General features: G+C 66.0%; 16 protein-coding genes. 8 read left to right on the top strand and 8 right to left on the bottom strand.

What is annotated here, in order from left to right; all coding sequences use genetic code 11:
- Window positions 1–24: 24 nt before the first annotated feature.
- The 4 genes from AC5Y4H_RS01710 (at window position 25) to AC5Y4H_RS01695 (ending at window position 3,785) form a co-directional block, all read left to right on the top strand.
- Complete coding sequence (locus tag AC5Y4H_RS01710; protein WP_499977978.1) at window positions 25–1,026, top strand: Zn-ribbon domain-containing OB-fold protein; 1,002 nt, start codon at window positions 25–27, stop codon at window positions 1,024–1,026.
- Window positions 1,027–1,041: 15 nt separating this feature from the next.
- Window positions 1,042–2,106 (top strand): thiolase family protein, encoded by a 1,065-nt coding sequence (locus tag AC5Y4H_RS01705; protein ID WP_499977976.1) that lies wholly within the window; start codon window positions 1,042–1,044, stop codon window positions 2,104–2,106.
- Entirely contained in the window at window positions 2,106–3,305 is a 1,200-nt protein-coding gene (locus AC5Y4H_RS01700) for a thiolase family protein (protein ID WP_499977974.1), read from the top strand. Before AC5Y4H_RS01705 ends, AC5Y4H_RS01700 begins: the two co-directional genes overlap by 1 nt.
- Before the next feature lie 72 nt (window positions 3,306–3,377).
- Complete coding sequence (locus tag AC5Y4H_RS01695; protein WP_499977972.1) at window positions 3,378–3,785, top strand: nuclear transport factor 2 family protein; 408 nt, start codon at window positions 3,378–3,380, stop codon at window positions 3,783–3,785.
- Here AC5Y4H_RS01695 and AC5Y4H_RS01690 read toward each other — a convergent pair.
- A complete protein-coding gene (locus tag AC5Y4H_RS01690) occupies window positions 3,782–4,306 on the bottom strand; it encodes a gamma carbonic anhydrase family protein (protein WP_499977970.1) in 525 nt (174 codons plus the stop codon). The genes AC5Y4H_RS01695 and AC5Y4H_RS01690 overlap by 4 nt on opposite strands.
- Before the next feature lie 126 nt (window positions 4,307–4,432).
- On the opposite strand from AC5Y4H_RS01690, the gene AC5Y4H_RS01685 reads away from it, so the two are divergent.
- Both AC5Y4H_RS01685 and AC5Y4H_RS01680 read left to right on the top strand, forming a co-directional pair.
- Window positions 4,433–5,611 carry a 3-ketosteroid-9-alpha-monooxygenase, oxygenase component gene (locus tag AC5Y4H_RS01685; protein ID WP_499977969.1) on the top strand — a complete coding sequence of 393 codons (1,179 nt, stop codon included), beginning with the start codon at window positions 4,433–4,435 and terminating at the stop codon, window positions 5,609–5,611.
- A gap of 5 nt (window positions 5,612–5,616) precedes the next feature.
- Window positions 5,617–6,069, top strand: coding sequence for a hypothetical protein (locus AC5Y4H_RS01680; protein WP_499977967.1), 453 nt, complete (start codon window positions 5,617–5,619; stop codon window positions 6,067–6,069).
- A 15-nt stretch (window positions 6,070–6,084) separates the two neighbouring features.
- Here AC5Y4H_RS01680 and AC5Y4H_RS01675 read toward each other — a convergent pair whose 3' ends face one another.
- The 7 genes from AC5Y4H_RS01675 to AC5Y4H_RS01645 form a co-directional block, all read right to left on the bottom strand.
- Window positions 6,085–7,230 carry a sulfotransferase family protein gene (locus AC5Y4H_RS01675; RefSeq protein WP_499977965.1) on the bottom strand — a complete coding sequence of 382 codons (1,146 nt, stop codon included), beginning with the start codon at window positions 7,228–7,230 and terminating at the stop codon, window positions 6,085–6,087.
- Window positions 7,231–7,282: 52 nt separating this feature from the next.
- A complete protein-coding gene (locus tag AC5Y4H_RS01670) occupies window positions 7,283–8,065 on the bottom strand; it encodes an SDR family oxidoreductase (protein ID WP_499978124.1) in 783 nt (260 codons plus the stop codon).
- 2 nt (window positions 8,066–8,067) lie between these two features.
- Window positions 8,068–9,195 carry a hypothetical protein gene (locus AC5Y4H_RS01665; protein ID WP_499977964.1) on the bottom strand — a complete coding sequence of 376 codons (1,128 nt, stop codon included), beginning with the start codon at window positions 9,193–9,195 and terminating at the stop codon, window positions 8,068–8,070.
- An 88-nt stretch (window positions 9,196–9,283) separates the two neighbouring features.
- Window positions 9,284–9,589 (bottom strand): hypothetical protein, encoded by a 306-nt coding sequence (locus AC5Y4H_RS01660; RefSeq protein ID WP_499977963.1) that lies wholly within the window; start codon window positions 9,587–9,589, stop codon window positions 9,284–9,286.
- Between the two features lie 62 nt (window positions 9,590–9,651).
- Entirely contained in the window at window positions 9,652–10,710 is a 1,059-nt protein-coding gene (gene dmpG, locus AC5Y4H_RS01655) for a 4-hydroxy-2-oxovalerate aldolase (protein ID WP_499977961.1), read from the bottom strand.
- On the bottom strand, window positions 10,707–11,639 hold the full coding sequence (locus tag AC5Y4H_RS01650; RefSeq protein ID WP_499977959.1) for an acetaldehyde dehydrogenase (acetylating): 933 nt from the start codon (window positions 11,637–11,639) through the stop codon (window positions 10,707–10,709). Before AC5Y4H_RS01650 ends, dmpG begins: the two co-directional genes overlap by 4 nt.
- 47 nt (window positions 11,640–11,686) lie before the next feature.
- Complete coding sequence (locus AC5Y4H_RS01645; RefSeq protein ID WP_499977958.1) at window positions 11,687–12,472, bottom strand: 2-keto-4-pentenoate hydratase; 786 nt, start codon at window positions 12,470–12,472, stop codon at window positions 11,687–11,689.
- A gap of 72 nt (window positions 12,473–12,544) precedes the next feature.
- On the opposite strand from AC5Y4H_RS01645, the gene kstD reads away from it, so the two are divergent.
- Together kstD and chsH3 are read left to right on the top strand one after the other, a co-directional pair.
- A complete protein-coding gene (kstD, locus tag AC5Y4H_RS01640; RefSeq protein WP_499977955.1) occupies window positions 12,545–14,236 on the top strand; it encodes a 3-oxosteroid 1-dehydrogenase in 1,692 nt (563 codons plus the stop codon).
- Between the two features lie 5 nt (window positions 14,237–14,241).
- Entirely contained in the window at window positions 14,242–15,114 is an 873-nt protein-coding gene (gene chsH3 / locus AC5Y4H_RS01635; protein WP_499977952.1) for an enoyl-CoA hydratase ChsH3, read from the top strand.
- The last annotated feature ends 30 nt before the right edge of the window (window positions 15,115–15,144 follow it).

Here is a 15,144-nt window from a genome sequence, read left to right as displayed (position 1 = left end):
TTAGAACCTGTTCTACTCGATGGCGTGACAGCCAGCTCGAGTAGCCCGCCCCTGATGGATCACCCTGAGCCACCGCTCTCCGCGCCACTGACGTTGTCCTTCGACTACACCCGTTCGGTCGGCCCCACGCTGAGCAAATTCTTCACCGCGCTGCGTGACCGCCACGTCCTGGGTGTGCGCGGATCGGATGGCCGGGTACACGTGCCGCCGGCGGAATATGACCCGGTCACCTATGAACCGCTGGGCGAGATGGTACCGGTGTCCAGTGTCGGGACCGTGGTCTCGTGGACCTGGCAGCCCGAGCCCATGGAGGGCCAGCCACTGGACCGGCCGTTCGCGTGGGCACTGATCAAGCTGGACGGCGCCGACACACCGATGATTCACGCCGTTGATGTCGGAGCCGCGGGTCCTTCCGCCATCAAGACCGGCAGCCGGGTGCATGTGCACTGGGTCGACGAGCCGGTGGGCGCCATCACCGACATCGCGTATTTCGTGCTCGGCGAGGAAGCCGAAACCGTGACAGAGCAATCGGACGGCGACAAAGACCCGGTGACCATGATCGTCACCCCCGTCTCGCTGACCATCCAGCACAGCGCGTCGCACGAGGAAAGCGCCTACCTGCGGGCCATCGCACAGGGCAAGCTGCTGGGCGCGAAGACGGGCGAGACCGGCAAGGTCTATTTCCCGCCGCACGGCGCCGATCCGGCCACCGGCCAGCCGACGACCGAGTTCGTGGAGCTGCCGGACAAGGGCACCGTCACGACGTTCGCGATCATCAACATTCCGTTCCAGGGCCAGCGCATCAAGCCGCCGTACGTGGCGGCCTACGTGCTGCTCGACGGGGCCGACATCCCGTTCCTGCATCTGGTCGCCGACATCGACGCCCACGAGGTGCGGATGGGCATGCGCGTCGAGGCGGTGTGGAAACCCCGCGAGGAGTGGGGATTTGGCATCGACAACATCGAGTACTTCCGGCCGACCGGGGAACCCGACGCCGACTACGACACCTACAAGCACCACCTGTAAAGGGCTTACCTGCACATGAGCGCTCGCAACGTTGCGGTTGTCGGCTTTGCCCACGCCCCACACGTCCGCCGCACCGACGGCACCACCAACGGTGTCGAGATGTTGATCCCGTGCTTCGCCCAGCTCTACGAGGAGCTGGGCATCGAACGGACCGACATCGGCTTCTGGTGTTCGGGATCGTCCGATTATCTTGCCGGACGCGCATTTTCGTTCATCTCGGCGATCGACTCGATCGGTGCCGTACCGCCGATCAACGAATCGCACGTCGAGATGGACGCGGCCTGGGCGCTTTACGAGGCCTACATCAAAATCCTGACCGGCGAGGTCGACACCGCGCTGGTGTACGGCTTCGGCAAGTCCTCGGCCGGCATCCTGCGGCAGATCCTGACGCGGCAGACCGACCCGTACACCGTCGCGCCGTTATGGCCGGATTCGATCTCGATGGCCGGGCTGCAGGCGCGCATCGGCCTCGACACCGGCACGTGGACCGAGGAGCAGATGGCCCGCGTGGCCTTCGACTCATTTGCCAATGCGCGCCGGGTGGACAACGTGGAGGGGTCGATCAGCGTGGCCGAGTTGCTCGAGCGGCCGTACTTCGCCGAACCGTTGCGCCGTCACGACATCGCACCGATCACCGACGGCGCCGCGGCGATCGTGCTCGCGGCCGGCGACCGGGCGCGCGAGCTGCGCGAAAAACCGGCCTGGATCACCGGAATCGAGCACCGCATCGAAACCCCGTCGCTGGGCGCGCGTGACCTCACCGAGTCCCCGTCGACCAAGGCCGCCGCCCAGGTGGCCACCGGCGGGCGGACCGACAATCTCGACGTGGTCGAAATCTGCGCGCCGTTCACGCACCAACACCTGATCATCGAGGAAGCCATCCGCGTGCCGGGACCGACCAAGGTCAACCCATCCGGCGGCGCGCTGGCTGCCAATCCCATGTTCGTCGCCGGTCTCGAACGCATCGGCTTTGCAGCACAACACATCTGGAGCGGTTCGGCTGACCGGGTGCTGGCACACGCCACCAGCGGGCCTGCGCTACAACAGAACCTGGTCGCGGTGATGGAAGGAAAGAACTGATGGCCGGTGCAGGGCCAAACGTTGCTGCGGTACTGGGTACCGGACAGACGAAGTACGTCGCCAAACGCCAAGACGTTTCGATGAACGGCCTGGTGCGGGAGGCGATCGATCGGGCGCTGGCCGACTCCGGCAGCACCTTCGACGACATCGACGCCGTCGTGGTCGGCAAGGCGCCGGACTTCTTCGAGGGCGTCATGATGCCCGAGTTGTTCATGGCCGACGCCATGGGTGCGACGGGTAAGCCCCTGATCCGGGTGCACACCGCCGGATCGGTGGGCGGTTCCACCGGCGTGGTGGCCGCCAGCCTGGTCCAATCGGGCAAGTACCGGCGCGTGCTCGCGATGGCCTGGGAGAAACAGTCGGAATCAAATGCAATGTGGGCGTTGTCGATTCCCATTCCCTTCATCAAGCCGGTGGGGGCGGGCGCGGGTGGCTACTTCGCCCCGCACGTGCGCTCGTACATCCGCCGGTCCGGCGCGCCGACGAACATCGGCGCCATCGTCGCGGTCAAGGACCGGCTCAACGGCAGCAAGAACCCGCTGGCGCACCTGCACCAACCCGACATCACCGTCGAGAAGGTGATGGCGTCGCCCATGCTGTGGGATCCGATCCGCTACGACGAGACCTGCCCGTCATCGGACGGTGCCGCCGCCGTCGTGATCGGCAACGAGGAGGCGGCCGAAGCCCGTCTGGCGCAAGGGCATCCGGTGGCCTGGATTCACGCCACCGCGCTGCGCACCGAACCGCTGCAGTTCTCCGGACGCGACCAGGTCAGCCCGCAGGCCGGCCGTGACGCGGCCGCGGCGCTGTGGAAGGCCGCCGGCATCGAGAGCCCGATCGACGAGATCGACGCCGCGGAGATCTACGTCCCGTTCTCCTGGTTCGAACCGATGTGGTTGGAAAACCTCGGGTTTGCCGCCGAGGGCGAAGGCTGGAAGCTCACCGAAGCCGGGGAAACCAAGATCGGCGGCCGGCTCCCGGTGAATCCGTCGGGCGGCGTGCTGTCGTCGAACCCGATCGGCGCCTCGGGCCTGATCCGCTTCGCCGAAGCGGCCATTCAGGTAATGGGCAAGGGCGGTGACCACCAGGTGCCCAACGCCCGAAAAGCCTTGGGACACGCCTACGGCGGCGGCTCTCAGTACTACTCGATGTGGGTGGTCGGTGCCGACAAGCCCGCGGCCCAGAAGGTCGATGCGTGAGCGCGCCGACGACGATGCAGAGCGCCGCGATGAGGTGGGGGCACCTCCCGCTTGCGGGGGAGAGCGGCGCCCTTGACTGAGCATCCCGCGCACGAGGCCGGCCGCCGCTCCCGCGACGCGGTGGCGGCCCGGGACAAGGACGCTTGGCTCGCGGTATTCGCCGACGACGCCATCGTCGAGGACCCGATCGGACCCTCGGTGTTCGACCCCGAAGGCGTGGGGCACCGGGGCCGTGATGCCATCTCGGCCTTCTGGGACAAGGCGATCGCGCCCACCACGAAGATCGAGTTCTTCTTCCGCGACACCTATCAGTGCGGCAACGAGGAAGCCAACGTCGGGCACATTCTCATCACCACGGGTGAGTACCAGACGACCGCCGAGGGAGTCTTCACTTACCGAGTCGACGCCGAGGGCAAGATGGTGGCCCTGCGTGCCTACTGGGAGATGGAGCGCGCGGCGGCCAACACGCGCAAAGTCTAGAGCGGCTCCAGCCCGGCCAGATGTCGCTGGGCGAGCTCGCGGTAGGCCTGCGGGTTCACCTTGACCCACATCTCCGCGCCGGTCCCGGCGACCGGTCCCTTGATCTGCGCCGGCGCACCAACGGCGAGCATCCCGGCCGGGATCTTGGTGCCGGCCGTCACCAGTGAATGCGCGGCGACCAGGCTGCGCGCACCGATCACCGCACCGTCCAAAACGGTAGCGTGGTTCGCGATCAGCGCCTCCTGCCCCACGTGGACCCCGTGGATGACGCACATATGCGCGACCGTCGCACCGGGACCGATGTCGACGGGGATGCCGGGAGGCGCGTGCAAAACCGACCCGTCTTGGACGTTGGCGCCCTCACGCACCACGATGGGCCCGTAGTCGCCGCGCAACACGGCGTTGAACCAGACCGACGCCCCCTCCTCCACCACGACATCGCCGATCAGAGTGGCCGTCGGGGCTATAAAAGCGGTCGGATCGACCCGTGGCGCGCGGCCCTCGAACGCAAACAGCGGCATCGTTTAGATATACCCCGAGTGCGGATGCGTTGCGGGAAATCCCAGCCAGACGCGCCGTCGTTGCGCGGCACGGGCGCAAAACTGTAACGTGTTCTAGTTAGAGGCCCAGTGAGTTGGAGGTGACAGGTGAGTACCGACACCAAGGCGGTCGGCATCCGGGAGATCGATCCCGGCGACCTGCCGACCCGATACGCCCGCGGCTGGCACTGCCTGGGCGTCGCAAAGGACTTCCAGGACGGTAAGCCGCACGCGATTCAGGCTTTCGGCACCAAGCTGGTGGTGTTCGCCGACTCGCAGGGCGACATCAAGGTCCTCGACGGGTATTGCCGCCACATGGGCGGCGACCTCTCGGAGGGCACCATCAAGGGCGACGAGGTCGCCTGCCCGTTCCACGATTGGCGCTGGGGTGGCGACGGCCGCTGCAAGCTGGTCCCCTACGCCAAGCGCACACCCAAGACGGCGCGGACCCGATCGTGGGCGACCGACGTGCGCGGCGGCCTGCTGTTCGTCTGGCACGACCACGAGAACAATCCCCCGGACCCCGCCGTACGCATTCCGGACATCCCGGAATCCCACAGCGACGAGTGGACCGACTGGCGATGGAACAGCATCCTCATCGAGGGCTCCAACTGCCGCGACATCATCGACAACGTCACCGACATGGCGCACTTCTTCTACATCCACTTCGGGTTGCCGACGTACTTCAAGAACGTTTTCGAGGGACACATCGCGTCACAGTTCCTGCACAATGTGGGCCGGCCCGACGTCAACGACCTCGGCACGTCTTACGGTGAGGCGCACCTGGATTCCGAGGCGTCCTATTTCGGGCCGTCGTTCATGATCAACTGGCTGCACAATAGCTATGGCGGATACAAGGCCGAGTCGATCCTGATCAACTGCCACTACCCGGTGACCCAGAATTCGTTCGTGCTGCAGTGGGGTGTCATCGTCGAAAAGCCCAAGGGCATGGATGAAAAGATGACCGACAAGCTGTCGAAGGTGTTCACCGAGGGGGTCAGCAAGGGCTTCCTGCAGGACGTCGAGATCTGGAAGCACAAGACACGCATAGATAATCCGCTGCTGGTCGAAGAGGATGGCGCGGTCTATCAGTTGCGTCGTTGGTACCAGCAGTTCTACGTCGACGTCGCCGACATCGAGCCGGAGATGGTGGAGCGCTTCGAGATCGAGGTCGACACCACCCGGGCCAACGAGTACTGGAATGCGGAGGTCGAGCAGAACCTCAAGGCCAAGGACTCCGAGGCGGACGAGCCCGTCACCGACGACGTGCCGGCCAAGCAACACTAGGAATCATGGGCGACGATCAGCCGGCGGTACCTGACGTCGATCGGCTTGCGCGATCGATGCTGTTGCTGCACGGCGATCATCACGACCACGACGAGCATCCGGCCCGCTCCGAGCGCAAGGGTGGATCCTGGTCGAAATCAAAGGATTTCGCCAACGATCCACAGCGCGCCGCTGCGGTCGCCGAAGCCAGTCGTGCCGACCGCGAGCGTTACCTCAATTCGGGTCTGCTGCCGGTGGACTGCCGGTTCTGCCATGTGCGGGTCACCGTTCGCCGGCTCGGGCCGGGACACACTGCGGTGCAATGGAACACCGAGGCGTGGCAGCGGTGTGCGCACTTCACCGAGGTGCGTGAGTCCGGCGGCAACACCGCGCGTACGAGGTCGTGCCCCAAACTCGCCGACAGCATTGAGCATGCGGTCGCGGAGGGCTACCTCGATGAGGCGCAGGACGAAGAGTGAGCGGCGGTCTATAGCTCACAGGCCCGAGAAGCGCTCCTTGACGGTCTCGGTGCTGAGCCCATAGTCGGCCAGCGAGTAGGTGTGCTTCGGCGCGCGCTCGCCTGACTGGCTGTCGGCGTGGGTTTTCTCCATTGCGGCCTTGGCCTCGTCGGTCAGCGCCAGCCCGAAGTGCCTATAGATGTCGGCCACGGTGCCCATCGGGTCGGCGATCAATTCTTTGTAGTCGACGTCATAGAATTGCGACGGACTGTATCTGGCCCGCGCGGTGTTGAACCGCTCCAGCCCCCGCGACCAGGTTTCCATTGCGTCAGCACCGATTTGGGCCCCGGTGAACGATGTCGACCACCCCTCCGCGGTGTGCTGCGCCAGTGAGCACATCGACGCCATGATCGTCTCGACCGGCCGATGGGTCTGAATCACCAACGCGTCGGGATAGGTCGCCATCAGTGCGTCCAACGCGAACAGGTGGCTGGGATTCTTCAGCACCCAGCGCTTGTCGGCGTCGTTGAGCCCAATCAGCTGAAGGTTGCGGCGGTGCCGCTGGTACGACGGCGTCCAGTCCTGCTCCGAGAGCCACCGCGCGTAACTCGGCAGGTGCGCCAGCGTTTCGTAGGAAACCGAATGCAGCGACTGCCGCAGGAGCTGCCAGCATTCCTCCAGCTCGTAGGCGGCCATGAAATGCAGCCCCGTGTAGCCGGGGTTTTCCTGGTGATGCTGGGTGAACTGCGCGTCGAGCTGGCGGTAAAGCGGGTGTGATTCCCAGGTCTCGCGCGGCGGGCGCGGTTGCGGGAATTCGGCCAGCCACATGTGCAGGCCCTGATGCGCGGGATCGGCGCCCAGGAGCCGGTGCAGCGCCGTGGTTCCGGTGCGCACCAGGCCGGTGACGAAGATGGGCCGTTCGATGGCAACGTCGGCATACTGCGGGTACTGCTTCCATGCGGACTCGGACAGCAGTCTCGCCACCAGCGCACCGCGCAGGAAGAAGCGATTCATCTTGCTGCCCAACACCGTAAGCCCCGCTTCGGTGCGGTAGGAGTCGAGCAGCACTCGCAGCGCTTCGCGGTAGTTGTCATCGTCTGCGCCGAAGTCGTCGAGCCCCGTCAGCTTGGTGGCCGATGCGTGCAGCTCGTCGACGGTCCCGATATCGGTGCGATCGCTCATTGTTGCGCCGCCTCCTCCTCATCGCTTCGCTCTGCATCGTCAGCGCCGGACATCAGGCGTGATACTCCCCGCAGTTGACGTCCAGGGTCTGCCCGGTGATGCCGCTGGACAGGTCACTGGCCAGGAACAGAATGGCCGACGCGACTTCGTCCTCGGTGGGCAAGCGCTTGAGGTCGGAGTTCGCCGCGGTGGTGGCATAGATCTCGTCGACGCTGGTGCCGTACTTGCCCGCCTGATGCTCGAAATAGGCCTGCAATGTGTCGCCCCAGATATACCCCGGCGCAACCGAATTGACCCGGATTCCCTTGTCCCCGAGCTCGGTGGCCAGCGATTGGGACATGGAAAGCAGCGCGGACTTGGCCATTTTGTATGCGCCGTATTTCGCCTGCGAGTGGCGCAGCACCATCGAGTTGACGTTGACGATCGATCCGTGGGTCGCCTCCAGCGCCGGCGTGAAGGCCTGGATCAGCCGCAGCGCGCCTAATGCGCTGAGCTCGATCGCGTCGCGGATGTGCTGAAAGCTGGTGCCGGCCAGCGGTTTCATCGACGGGACCCGGAACGCGTTGTTGATCAGTACGTCGACCTTGCCGTACGTGGCCATGGTCGTCTCGACTAGGTAAGCGACCTCGTCGTCGTCGGTGATGTCGGTGCGCACCGCCACGGCCTTGCGGCCGGAGTCGTTGACCCGCTTGGCAACCTCGTCCAGCCGTTCGACGGTACGGGCCGCCAGCACCAAGTCGGCACCGTTGTCGGCACATCGGTGTGCCAGCGTGGTACCGAGACCCGGGCCGACGCCACTGATGATCACTACCTTGTCGTTGAGCATGCCTGACATCGTCACCCCAGCATCCTTGCCGCAATCTGTTGTTGGCGCAGCGCAATTCGCGCGCGCCATTCGTCGTCGGAAATCTTGTTGTGCTCGAAGTACGGCAGCGTAACCGGTATGGCGTCGATGTCGACCAGCTCGACGGTAGGGCCGTCGGCTTCGGTGAGCTCGCGCGACACCCGTTGCCAGCGGAACTGCAGGATGCCCTTGCGATGACCGAGGGTCTCGACCCAGTTGGTCACCCCCGGATTCTGGTCGGCGACGACGATGCGCACCTTGCCGTCCGGATCCGCTTGCGCCTGAGTGTTGTTCAGCGAAGTCTGGTGGTTGATGTAGTCCAGCGAGATGTACCACAGGCTGCCCAGCTGGAACCCGAGGTAAGGTGCGTCGGTGACGGGGATGGTGATCACCAGCGCTTGGTCGGGCTGCAGCTCGTAGTGCCCCACCGACGAGTACTGGGTCGCGAGTCCGCCGGGTGTGAGCCGGGGTGCGACCATCGTGTTGACCGGGATGTTGAAGTAGAACCACTGCGGAAACTGCAACCACGTCTTGACCCGGTTCACCAGCTGCTTTCCGGCTGTGGCGTACCGCTTTTCGATGATTTCGCGGGTCAGCGGCGGCGGTGCGGTGCCCGCGGTGTCCAGCCGCGAGATGGCCAGCGTGCCGCGCTGCGCCGCCCAGTCGCCGTACACCTCGCGGATGACCAGTTGTCCCGGGCTCGTCGGTCGCACCCGCCACTCGAAGCTGCCGTCGGGTGCGATCTGCAGTTCCCGATCGTCGAACGCGGCCTGGCTGGCCGGGACGTTGTCGTCGGTGTACTCGCCGCCGAGCAGCTGGAAACTCAGGTCGGTGGTGGAGCCGCGCCGACCGGTGACGACGTAATCGTGATCGGCGTGCACCCGCGTGCCGAAATAGAGCGTGTCGGGGTTGTCCAGGCCCATCTTGGTGAACGGCCCCGTCCCAGACTGCAAGAAGGGATGGTCGCGGTCGTAGTCGAACGACAGGTGCAGACAGCCGGCGATGCAGCCGGCCAGGTACTGCAGCCCTTCCAGCAGGTCGGCCTCGGACTCGATGTGGGGCGCCGCGGCCACCAGCTTTTCGGACTCGGCGATGGCTTCGGTGAGGGAATCAGAGAACACGCCTAGACGCTAGAACGTGTTCTACTTTTTCGTCAATGGCGAACGTTCCCGCGCGTCGGCCACAGCGTTCAAAGACGACGCCGAGTCACTAGGGTGGGCACGCGTGGGAAAGGTCGATCAGGTGCTGGCGGACGTCGGGATGCCGATTGAGGTAGTCGATGACGTTGCCGTTACCGCCCTCGGCCTCAGACCGTTGCTGCAGCTGCTGGTGGAGGTCCGGATGCTTCTGCAGGTACGAATCGATGGATGCACCCACGTCCTGATTGCACTGCGCGCTGGCCGTGCCGGCCAAGGGCACCGCGATCACCATAGCGGCGGTAGCGGTCATCAATCCCCCGGCGAGCAGGCCGTACAGCCCACGACGTCGAGCGCCGACTGTGTTGGATGTGCTCATGCGCGCCAGGCTACCCGCGGCACCTTAGCGTGGCCTGTGCGTGCCATCGGCCGAACGGCGGATCAGCGCGGAACCGCGGTGCCGCTCTCTTGCTCGCGCTTGATCTCGAGCGCGATGTCGATCAGCTGGTCTTCCTGGCCACCGATGAGTTTGCGCTGCCCGGCGCGGTGCAACAGCTGGTGGGCCGGCACACCGTAGCGCTCGGACTGGCGGATGGCGTGCTTGAGGAAGCTGGAGTACACGCCGGAATACCCCATGATCAGGGCGTTGCGGTCGAGCAGGCACTCGGCGGGCATGGCGGGGGCGACCACCTCTTCGGCGGCGTCGGCGATGTCGAAGAAGTCGATCCCGGTCTTCACGCCGATCTTGTCGAACACCCCGATCAGCGCCTCGACGGGAGCGTTCCCGGCCCCGGCGCCGAACCGGCGGCAGGAGCCGTCGATCTGCTTGGCGCCCGCCCGGACGGCCTCGACGCTGTTGGCGACGCCGAGCCCGAGGTTCTCGTGGCCGTGGAAACCGACCTGGGCGTCGTCGCCGAGCTCGGCGACCAGCGCCGCCACCCGGTCACGCACGCCTTCGAGGACCAGCGCTCCGGCCGAATCGACCACGTAGACGCACTGGCAGCCCGCGTCGGCCATGATGCGGGCCTGCGCGGCCAGCTTCTCCGGCGAGATGGTGTGGCTCATCATCAGGAACCCGACCGTCTCCAGGCCGAGCTCGCGGGCCAGGCCGAAGTGCTGGATCGACACGTCGGCCTCGGTGCAGTGCGTGGCGATCCGGCAGATCGAACCGCCGTTGTTCTGGGCCTCTTTGATGTCTTCCTTGGTGCCCACGCCGGGCAGCATCAAGAAGGCGATCTTGGCTTCCTTGGCCGTGTCGGCGGCCAGCTTGATCAGCTCCTGCTCGGGGGTCTTGGAGAACCCGTAGTTGAAGCTCGAGCCGCCAAGGCCGTCGCCGTGGGTGACCTCGATGACGGGCACCCCCGCGGCGTCCAGGGCCGCCACGATGGCGCCGACCTCGTCCTTGGTGAACTGGTGGCGCTTGTGGTGGGAGCCGTCCCGCAACGAGGTGTCGGTCATCCGGACGTCCCAGATCGGGTTGAAGAAGATGTCGGTACTCATGCCTGCGCTCCTCCGGCCGTCGCGCTCAACGACTCCTTGGCGATCTCCTCGCCGACCTTGGTTGCCGCGGCGGTCATGATGTCCAGATTTCCAGCGTAAGGCGGCAGATAGTCGCCCGCACCCTCCACCTCGACGAACGTGGTGACCAGCGCCTGGCCACCGGAGTTGATCGACGGGTCGTCGAACTGGGGCTCGTTGAGCAGCCGGTAACCCGGCACATAGGTCTGCACCTCGGCAACCACGTCGTGGATGGACTTGGCGATCGCGTCCCGGTCGGCGTCCTCCGGGATGGCGCAGAAGATGGTGTCGCGCATGATCATCGGCGGGTCCGCCGGGTTCAGGATGATGATCGCCTTGCCGCGTTCGGCGCCGCCGATGGTCTCCACACCCCGGCTGGTGGTCTTGGTGAACTCGTCGATGTTGGCGCGGGTGCCGGGGCCGGCCGACAGCGAGGCGACCGAGGCGACGATCTCGGCATACGGCACGCCGCCGAGGTCGGCGACCGCGCGTGACACCGCGTAGACGATCGGGATGGTCGCCTGCCCGCCGCAGGTGATCATGTTGACGTTCGGCGCGTCCAGGTGCTGGCGCAGGTTGGCCGGCGGGATCACCGCGGGGCCGACCGCGGCCGGCGTCAGGTCGATGGCCCGGATGCCGGCGGCCTCGTACTTGGGTGCGGCGTCGCGGTGCACGTAGGCGCTGGTCGCCTCGAACACCAGGTCGGGCTTCTCCGACTGGGCCAACAGCCAGTCCACACCCTGGTGGGTGGTCTCCAGACCCAGCTTGCGGGCCCTTGCCAAGCCCTCGCTCTCCGGATCGATGCCCACCATCCAGCGGGGCTCCAGCCAGTCCGAACGCAGCAGCTTGTAGAGCAGGTCGGTGCTGATGTTCCCCGACCCGACAATGGCCACAGTCGCCTTAGTCGGCATGATGCTCCTCGAGCTTTGAGATTTAAGTTGAATGATTTAAATCGAGCCTATTCGAACGACAGGCGGACCGAACCGAGGCCCGCGAAATCGGCGACGAAGTCGTCGCCGGGATGCGCGTCGATCGCCCGCGTGCACGACCCGGGCAGCACGACGTCACCCTTGCGCAACCGGACGCCGAAGCTTTCCACCTTGCGCGCCAGCCAGGCCACCGCGGTGACCGGATTGCCCAGCACGGCGTCACTGCGACCCTCGGCGATCACCTCGCCATTGCAGGTCAGCACCGCGTCGATCTTCGTGACATCGAGCTCGGCGGGCGACACCCGGGCCTGACCCAGTACGTAGCCCGCCGATGACGCGTTGTCGGCGATGGTGTCGCACAATCCGATCTTCCATTCGGTGATCCTGGTGTCGATCAGCTCGATCGACGGGACCAACGCCTCGGTGGCCGCGAGCACGTCCGCCTCGGTGCAGCCCGCGCCCGGCAGGTCGGCGGACAGGATGAAACCGACTTCGACCTCCACCCGCGGGTACAGGTAGCGGTTCGTCTTGACGGGGGTGTCTTCGAACAACTGCATCTCGTCGAGGAGATGGCCGTAGTCCGGCTCGTCGACCCCCATCATCTGCTGCATCGCCTCGCTGGACAGCCCCACCTTGTGGCCCAGCACCCGGGCCCCCTCGGCGACCCGCTGACGGATGTTGATCAGCTGAATCTCGTAGGCGTCGACGACGTCGATGTCCGGGTGGGCGGCGGTCAGCGGGGCGATCGGTTCGCCGCTCCGCTCGGCTTGCGCCAGATCGGCGGCCAGCTCGTCGCGCGTGGCAACACTGAGCATTTTCTCCAAGTCTCCTCGTCGGTCGACCGGGCCAGTAGCGGCCGCCCCGGGCAATTCTATAACGTGTTCTACATGTCAGCGCAGGAGTACGACGTCGTCGTGGTCGGAAGCGGCGGAGCCGGCATGGTGGCCGCCCTTACCGCCGCTCACCGGGGTCTTTCCACCATAGTCATCGAGAAGGCCCCCCACTTCGGCGGCTCTACCGCACGCTCCGGCGGCGGCGTTTGGATCCCAAATAACGAAGTGCTCAAGCGTGACGGGGTCCGCGATACGGCCGAGGCCGCCCGCACCTATCTGCACGGGATCGTCGGCGATGTCGTCGAGCCCGAACGGATCGACACCTACCTCGAGCGCGGCCCCGCGATGCTGTCGTTTGTGCTCAAGCACACCCCGCTGAAGATGTGCTGGGTGCCGAAGTACTCCGACTACTACCCCGAGTCGCCGGGCGGCCGCGCGGAGGGCCGATCGATCGAACCGAAGCCGTTCAACGCCCGCAAGCTCGGCGCCGACGAATCCGGCCTGGAGCCGGCGTACGGCAAGGTCCCGCTGAACGTCGTGGTGATGCAACAGGATTACGTTCGGCTGAACCAGCTCAAGCGGCACCCGCGCGGCGTCCTGCGCAGCTTGAAGGTCGGGGCGCGCACCATGTGGGCGAAGGCGACCGGCAAGAACCTCGTCGGCATGGGCCGGGCGTTGATCGGACCGCTGCGCATCGGGTTGCAGCGGGCCGGGGTGCCGGTAGTGCTCAACACCGCGCTCACCGACCTCTACCTCGAAGACGGTGTCGTGCGCGGCGTCTACGCGCGCGGTGCCGACCAGGCCGAATCCAATGAGCCGCAACTCATCCGGGCCCGGCGTGGTGTCATCCTGGCATCGGGTGGGTTCGAGCACAACGAGCAGATGCGGGTGAAATACCAGCGCGCCCCGATCACCACCGAATGGACCGTGGGTGCGGTGGCCAACACCGGCGACGGAATCCTGGCGGGCGAAAAGCTCGGCGCCGCATTGGACATCATGGAAGACGCATGGTGGGGCCCGACCGTCCCTCTGGTGGGGGCGCCCTGGTTCGCGTTGTCCGAGCGCAACTCGCCGGGGTCGATCATCGTCAACATGTCGGGCAAGCGGTTCATGAACGAGTCGATGCCCTACGTGGAGGCCTGCCACCACATGTATGGCGGCCAATATGGTCAGGGACCCGGGCCGGGCGAGAACATTCCCGCGTGGCTGGTGTTCGACCAGCAGTACCGGGACCGCTACATTTTCGCGGGATTGCAGCCCGGACAACGCATTCCGCGTAAATGGTTGGAATCCGGCGTCATCATCCAGGCCGACACGCTGGCCGAGCTGGCGCAGAAGGCCGGACTTCCGGTCGGCGAACTCACCGCGACGGTGGAACGTTTCAACGGCTTCGCGCGCTCCGGCGTCGACGAGGACTACCAGCGTGGCGAGAGCGCCTACGACAGGTACTACGGCGACCCCACCAACAAGCCGAACCCCAACCTCGGCGAGATCAGTCACGCGCCGTACTACGCGGCCAAGATGGTGCCCGGCGACCTCGGAACCAAGGGCGGTATCCGCACCGACATCCACGGCCGGGCGCTGCGCGATGACGGCAGCATCATCGAAGGCCTCTACGCCGCCGGCAATGTCAGCGCTCCGGTGATGGGCCACACCTACCCCGGTCCGGGTGGCACCATCGGTCCGGCCATGACGTTCGGCTACCTGGCGGCGTTGCACATTGCCGGCGGAGCCGGGGAAAGGTAACCGCGATGCCAATCGACGTAGAAGTCGCGCTGAATGCCGAGCTGGATCCCATCGAATTCTCCTGGTCCAGTAGCGATGTGCAGCTCTACCACCTCGGACTGGGTGCGGGCGCCGACCCGATGGACCCACGCGAGCTGCGCTACCTGATCGACGACACCCCGCAGGTGCTGCCGACGTTCGGCAACGTCGCCGCCACCTTCCACGCCACGAAACCGCCCACAGTCAAGTTCCCCGGCATCGACATCGAGCTGGGCAAGGTGCTGCACGCCAGCGAGCGCGTCGAAGCCCCCGCTCCGCTGCCGCCGTCCGGGTCGGCGAAGGCCGTCACCCGGTTCACGGACATCTGGGACAAGGGCAAGGCCGCGGTGATCTGGAGCGAGACGACGGTGAGCGCGCCGGATGGCACGCTGCTGTGGACGCAGCGCCGATCGATCTTCGCCCGCGGCGAAGGCGGATTCGGCGGCGAGCGCGGTGCCTCGACATCGGACAACGCGCCGGACCGTGCCCCCGATCTCGAGGTCGACGTGCCGATTCTGCCGCAACAGGCGCTGCTCTACCGGCTGTGCGGTGACCGCAACCCGCTGCACTCCGATCCCGAATTCGCCGCTGCCGCAGGCTTTTCCCAACCCATTCTGCACGGGCTGTGCACGTACGGCATGACCTGCAAGGCGATCACCGATGCGCTGCTCGACGGTGATGCCGGCGCGGTGGCGGCCTACGGCGCGCGTTTCGCCGGGGTGGCGTTCCCCGGCGAAACGCTCAGGGTCGGCATCTGGAAGGACTCGACGTCTTCTGAAGGCCGCTTTTTGGCCAGCGTTGTCGCGCCCTCGCGCGACAACGCCGTCGTGCTCTCGGGCGTCGAACTGGTACCCGCGTAGGCGCTTTCACGCGGGCCCTGCCCCGAGCAC

The organism is Mycobacterium sp. NGS58, assembly GCF_059812385.1.
This window is presented reverse-complemented; position numbering and strand designations above follow the sequence as displayed.

Excerpts from the sequence above, each read along its gene's own strand:
- AC5Y4H_RS01660 (WP_499977963.1), bottom strand. The coding sequence starts at position 9,589 with ATGAGCACATCCAACACAGTCGGCGCTCGACGTCGTGGGCTGTACGGC.
- AC5Y4H_RS01650 (WP_499977959.1), bottom strand. The coding sequence starts at position 11,639 with ATGCCGACTAAGGCGACTGTGGCCATTGTCGGGTCGGGGAACATCAGC.
- AC5Y4H_RS01705 (WP_499977976.1), top strand. The coding sequence starts at position 1,042 with ATGAGCGCTCGCAACGTTGCGGTTGTCGGCTTTGCCCACGCCCCACAC.
- AC5Y4H_RS01675 (WP_499977965.1), bottom strand. The coding sequence starts at position 7,230 with ATGAGCGATCGCACCGATATCGGGACCGTCGACGAGCTGCACGCATCG.
- AC5Y4H_RS01645 (WP_499977958.1), bottom strand. The coding sequence starts at position 12,472 with ATGCTCAGTGTTGCCACGCGCGACGAGCTGGCCGCCGATCTGGCGCAA.
- AC5Y4H_RS01700 (WP_499977974.1), top strand. The coding sequence starts at position 2,106 with ATGGCCGGTGCAGGGCCAAACGTTGCTGCGGTACTGGGTACCGGACAG.
- kstD (WP_499977955.1), top strand. The coding sequence starts at position 12,545 with ATGTCAGCGCAGGAGTACGACGTCGTCGTGGTCGGAAGCGGCGGAGCC.
- chsH3 (WP_499977952.1), top strand. The coding sequence starts at position 14,242 with ATGCCAATCGACGTAGAAGTCGCGCTGAATGCCGAGCTGGATCCCATC.
- AC5Y4H_RS01680 (WP_499977967.1), top strand. The coding sequence starts at position 5,617 with ATGGGCGACGATCAGCCGGCGGTACCTGACGTCGATCGGCTTGCGCGA.
- dmpG (WP_499977961.1), bottom strand. The coding sequence starts at position 10,710 with ATGAGTACCGACATCTTCTTCAACCCGATCTGGGACGTCCGGATGACC.
- AC5Y4H_RS01670 (WP_499978124.1), bottom strand. The coding sequence starts at position 8,065 with ATGTCAGGCATGCTCAACGACAAGGTAGTGATCATCAGTGGCGTCGGC.
- AC5Y4H_RS01690 (WP_499977970.1), bottom strand. The coding sequence starts at position 4,306 with ATGCCGCTGTTTGCGTTCGAGGGCCGCGCGCCACGGGTCGATCCGACC.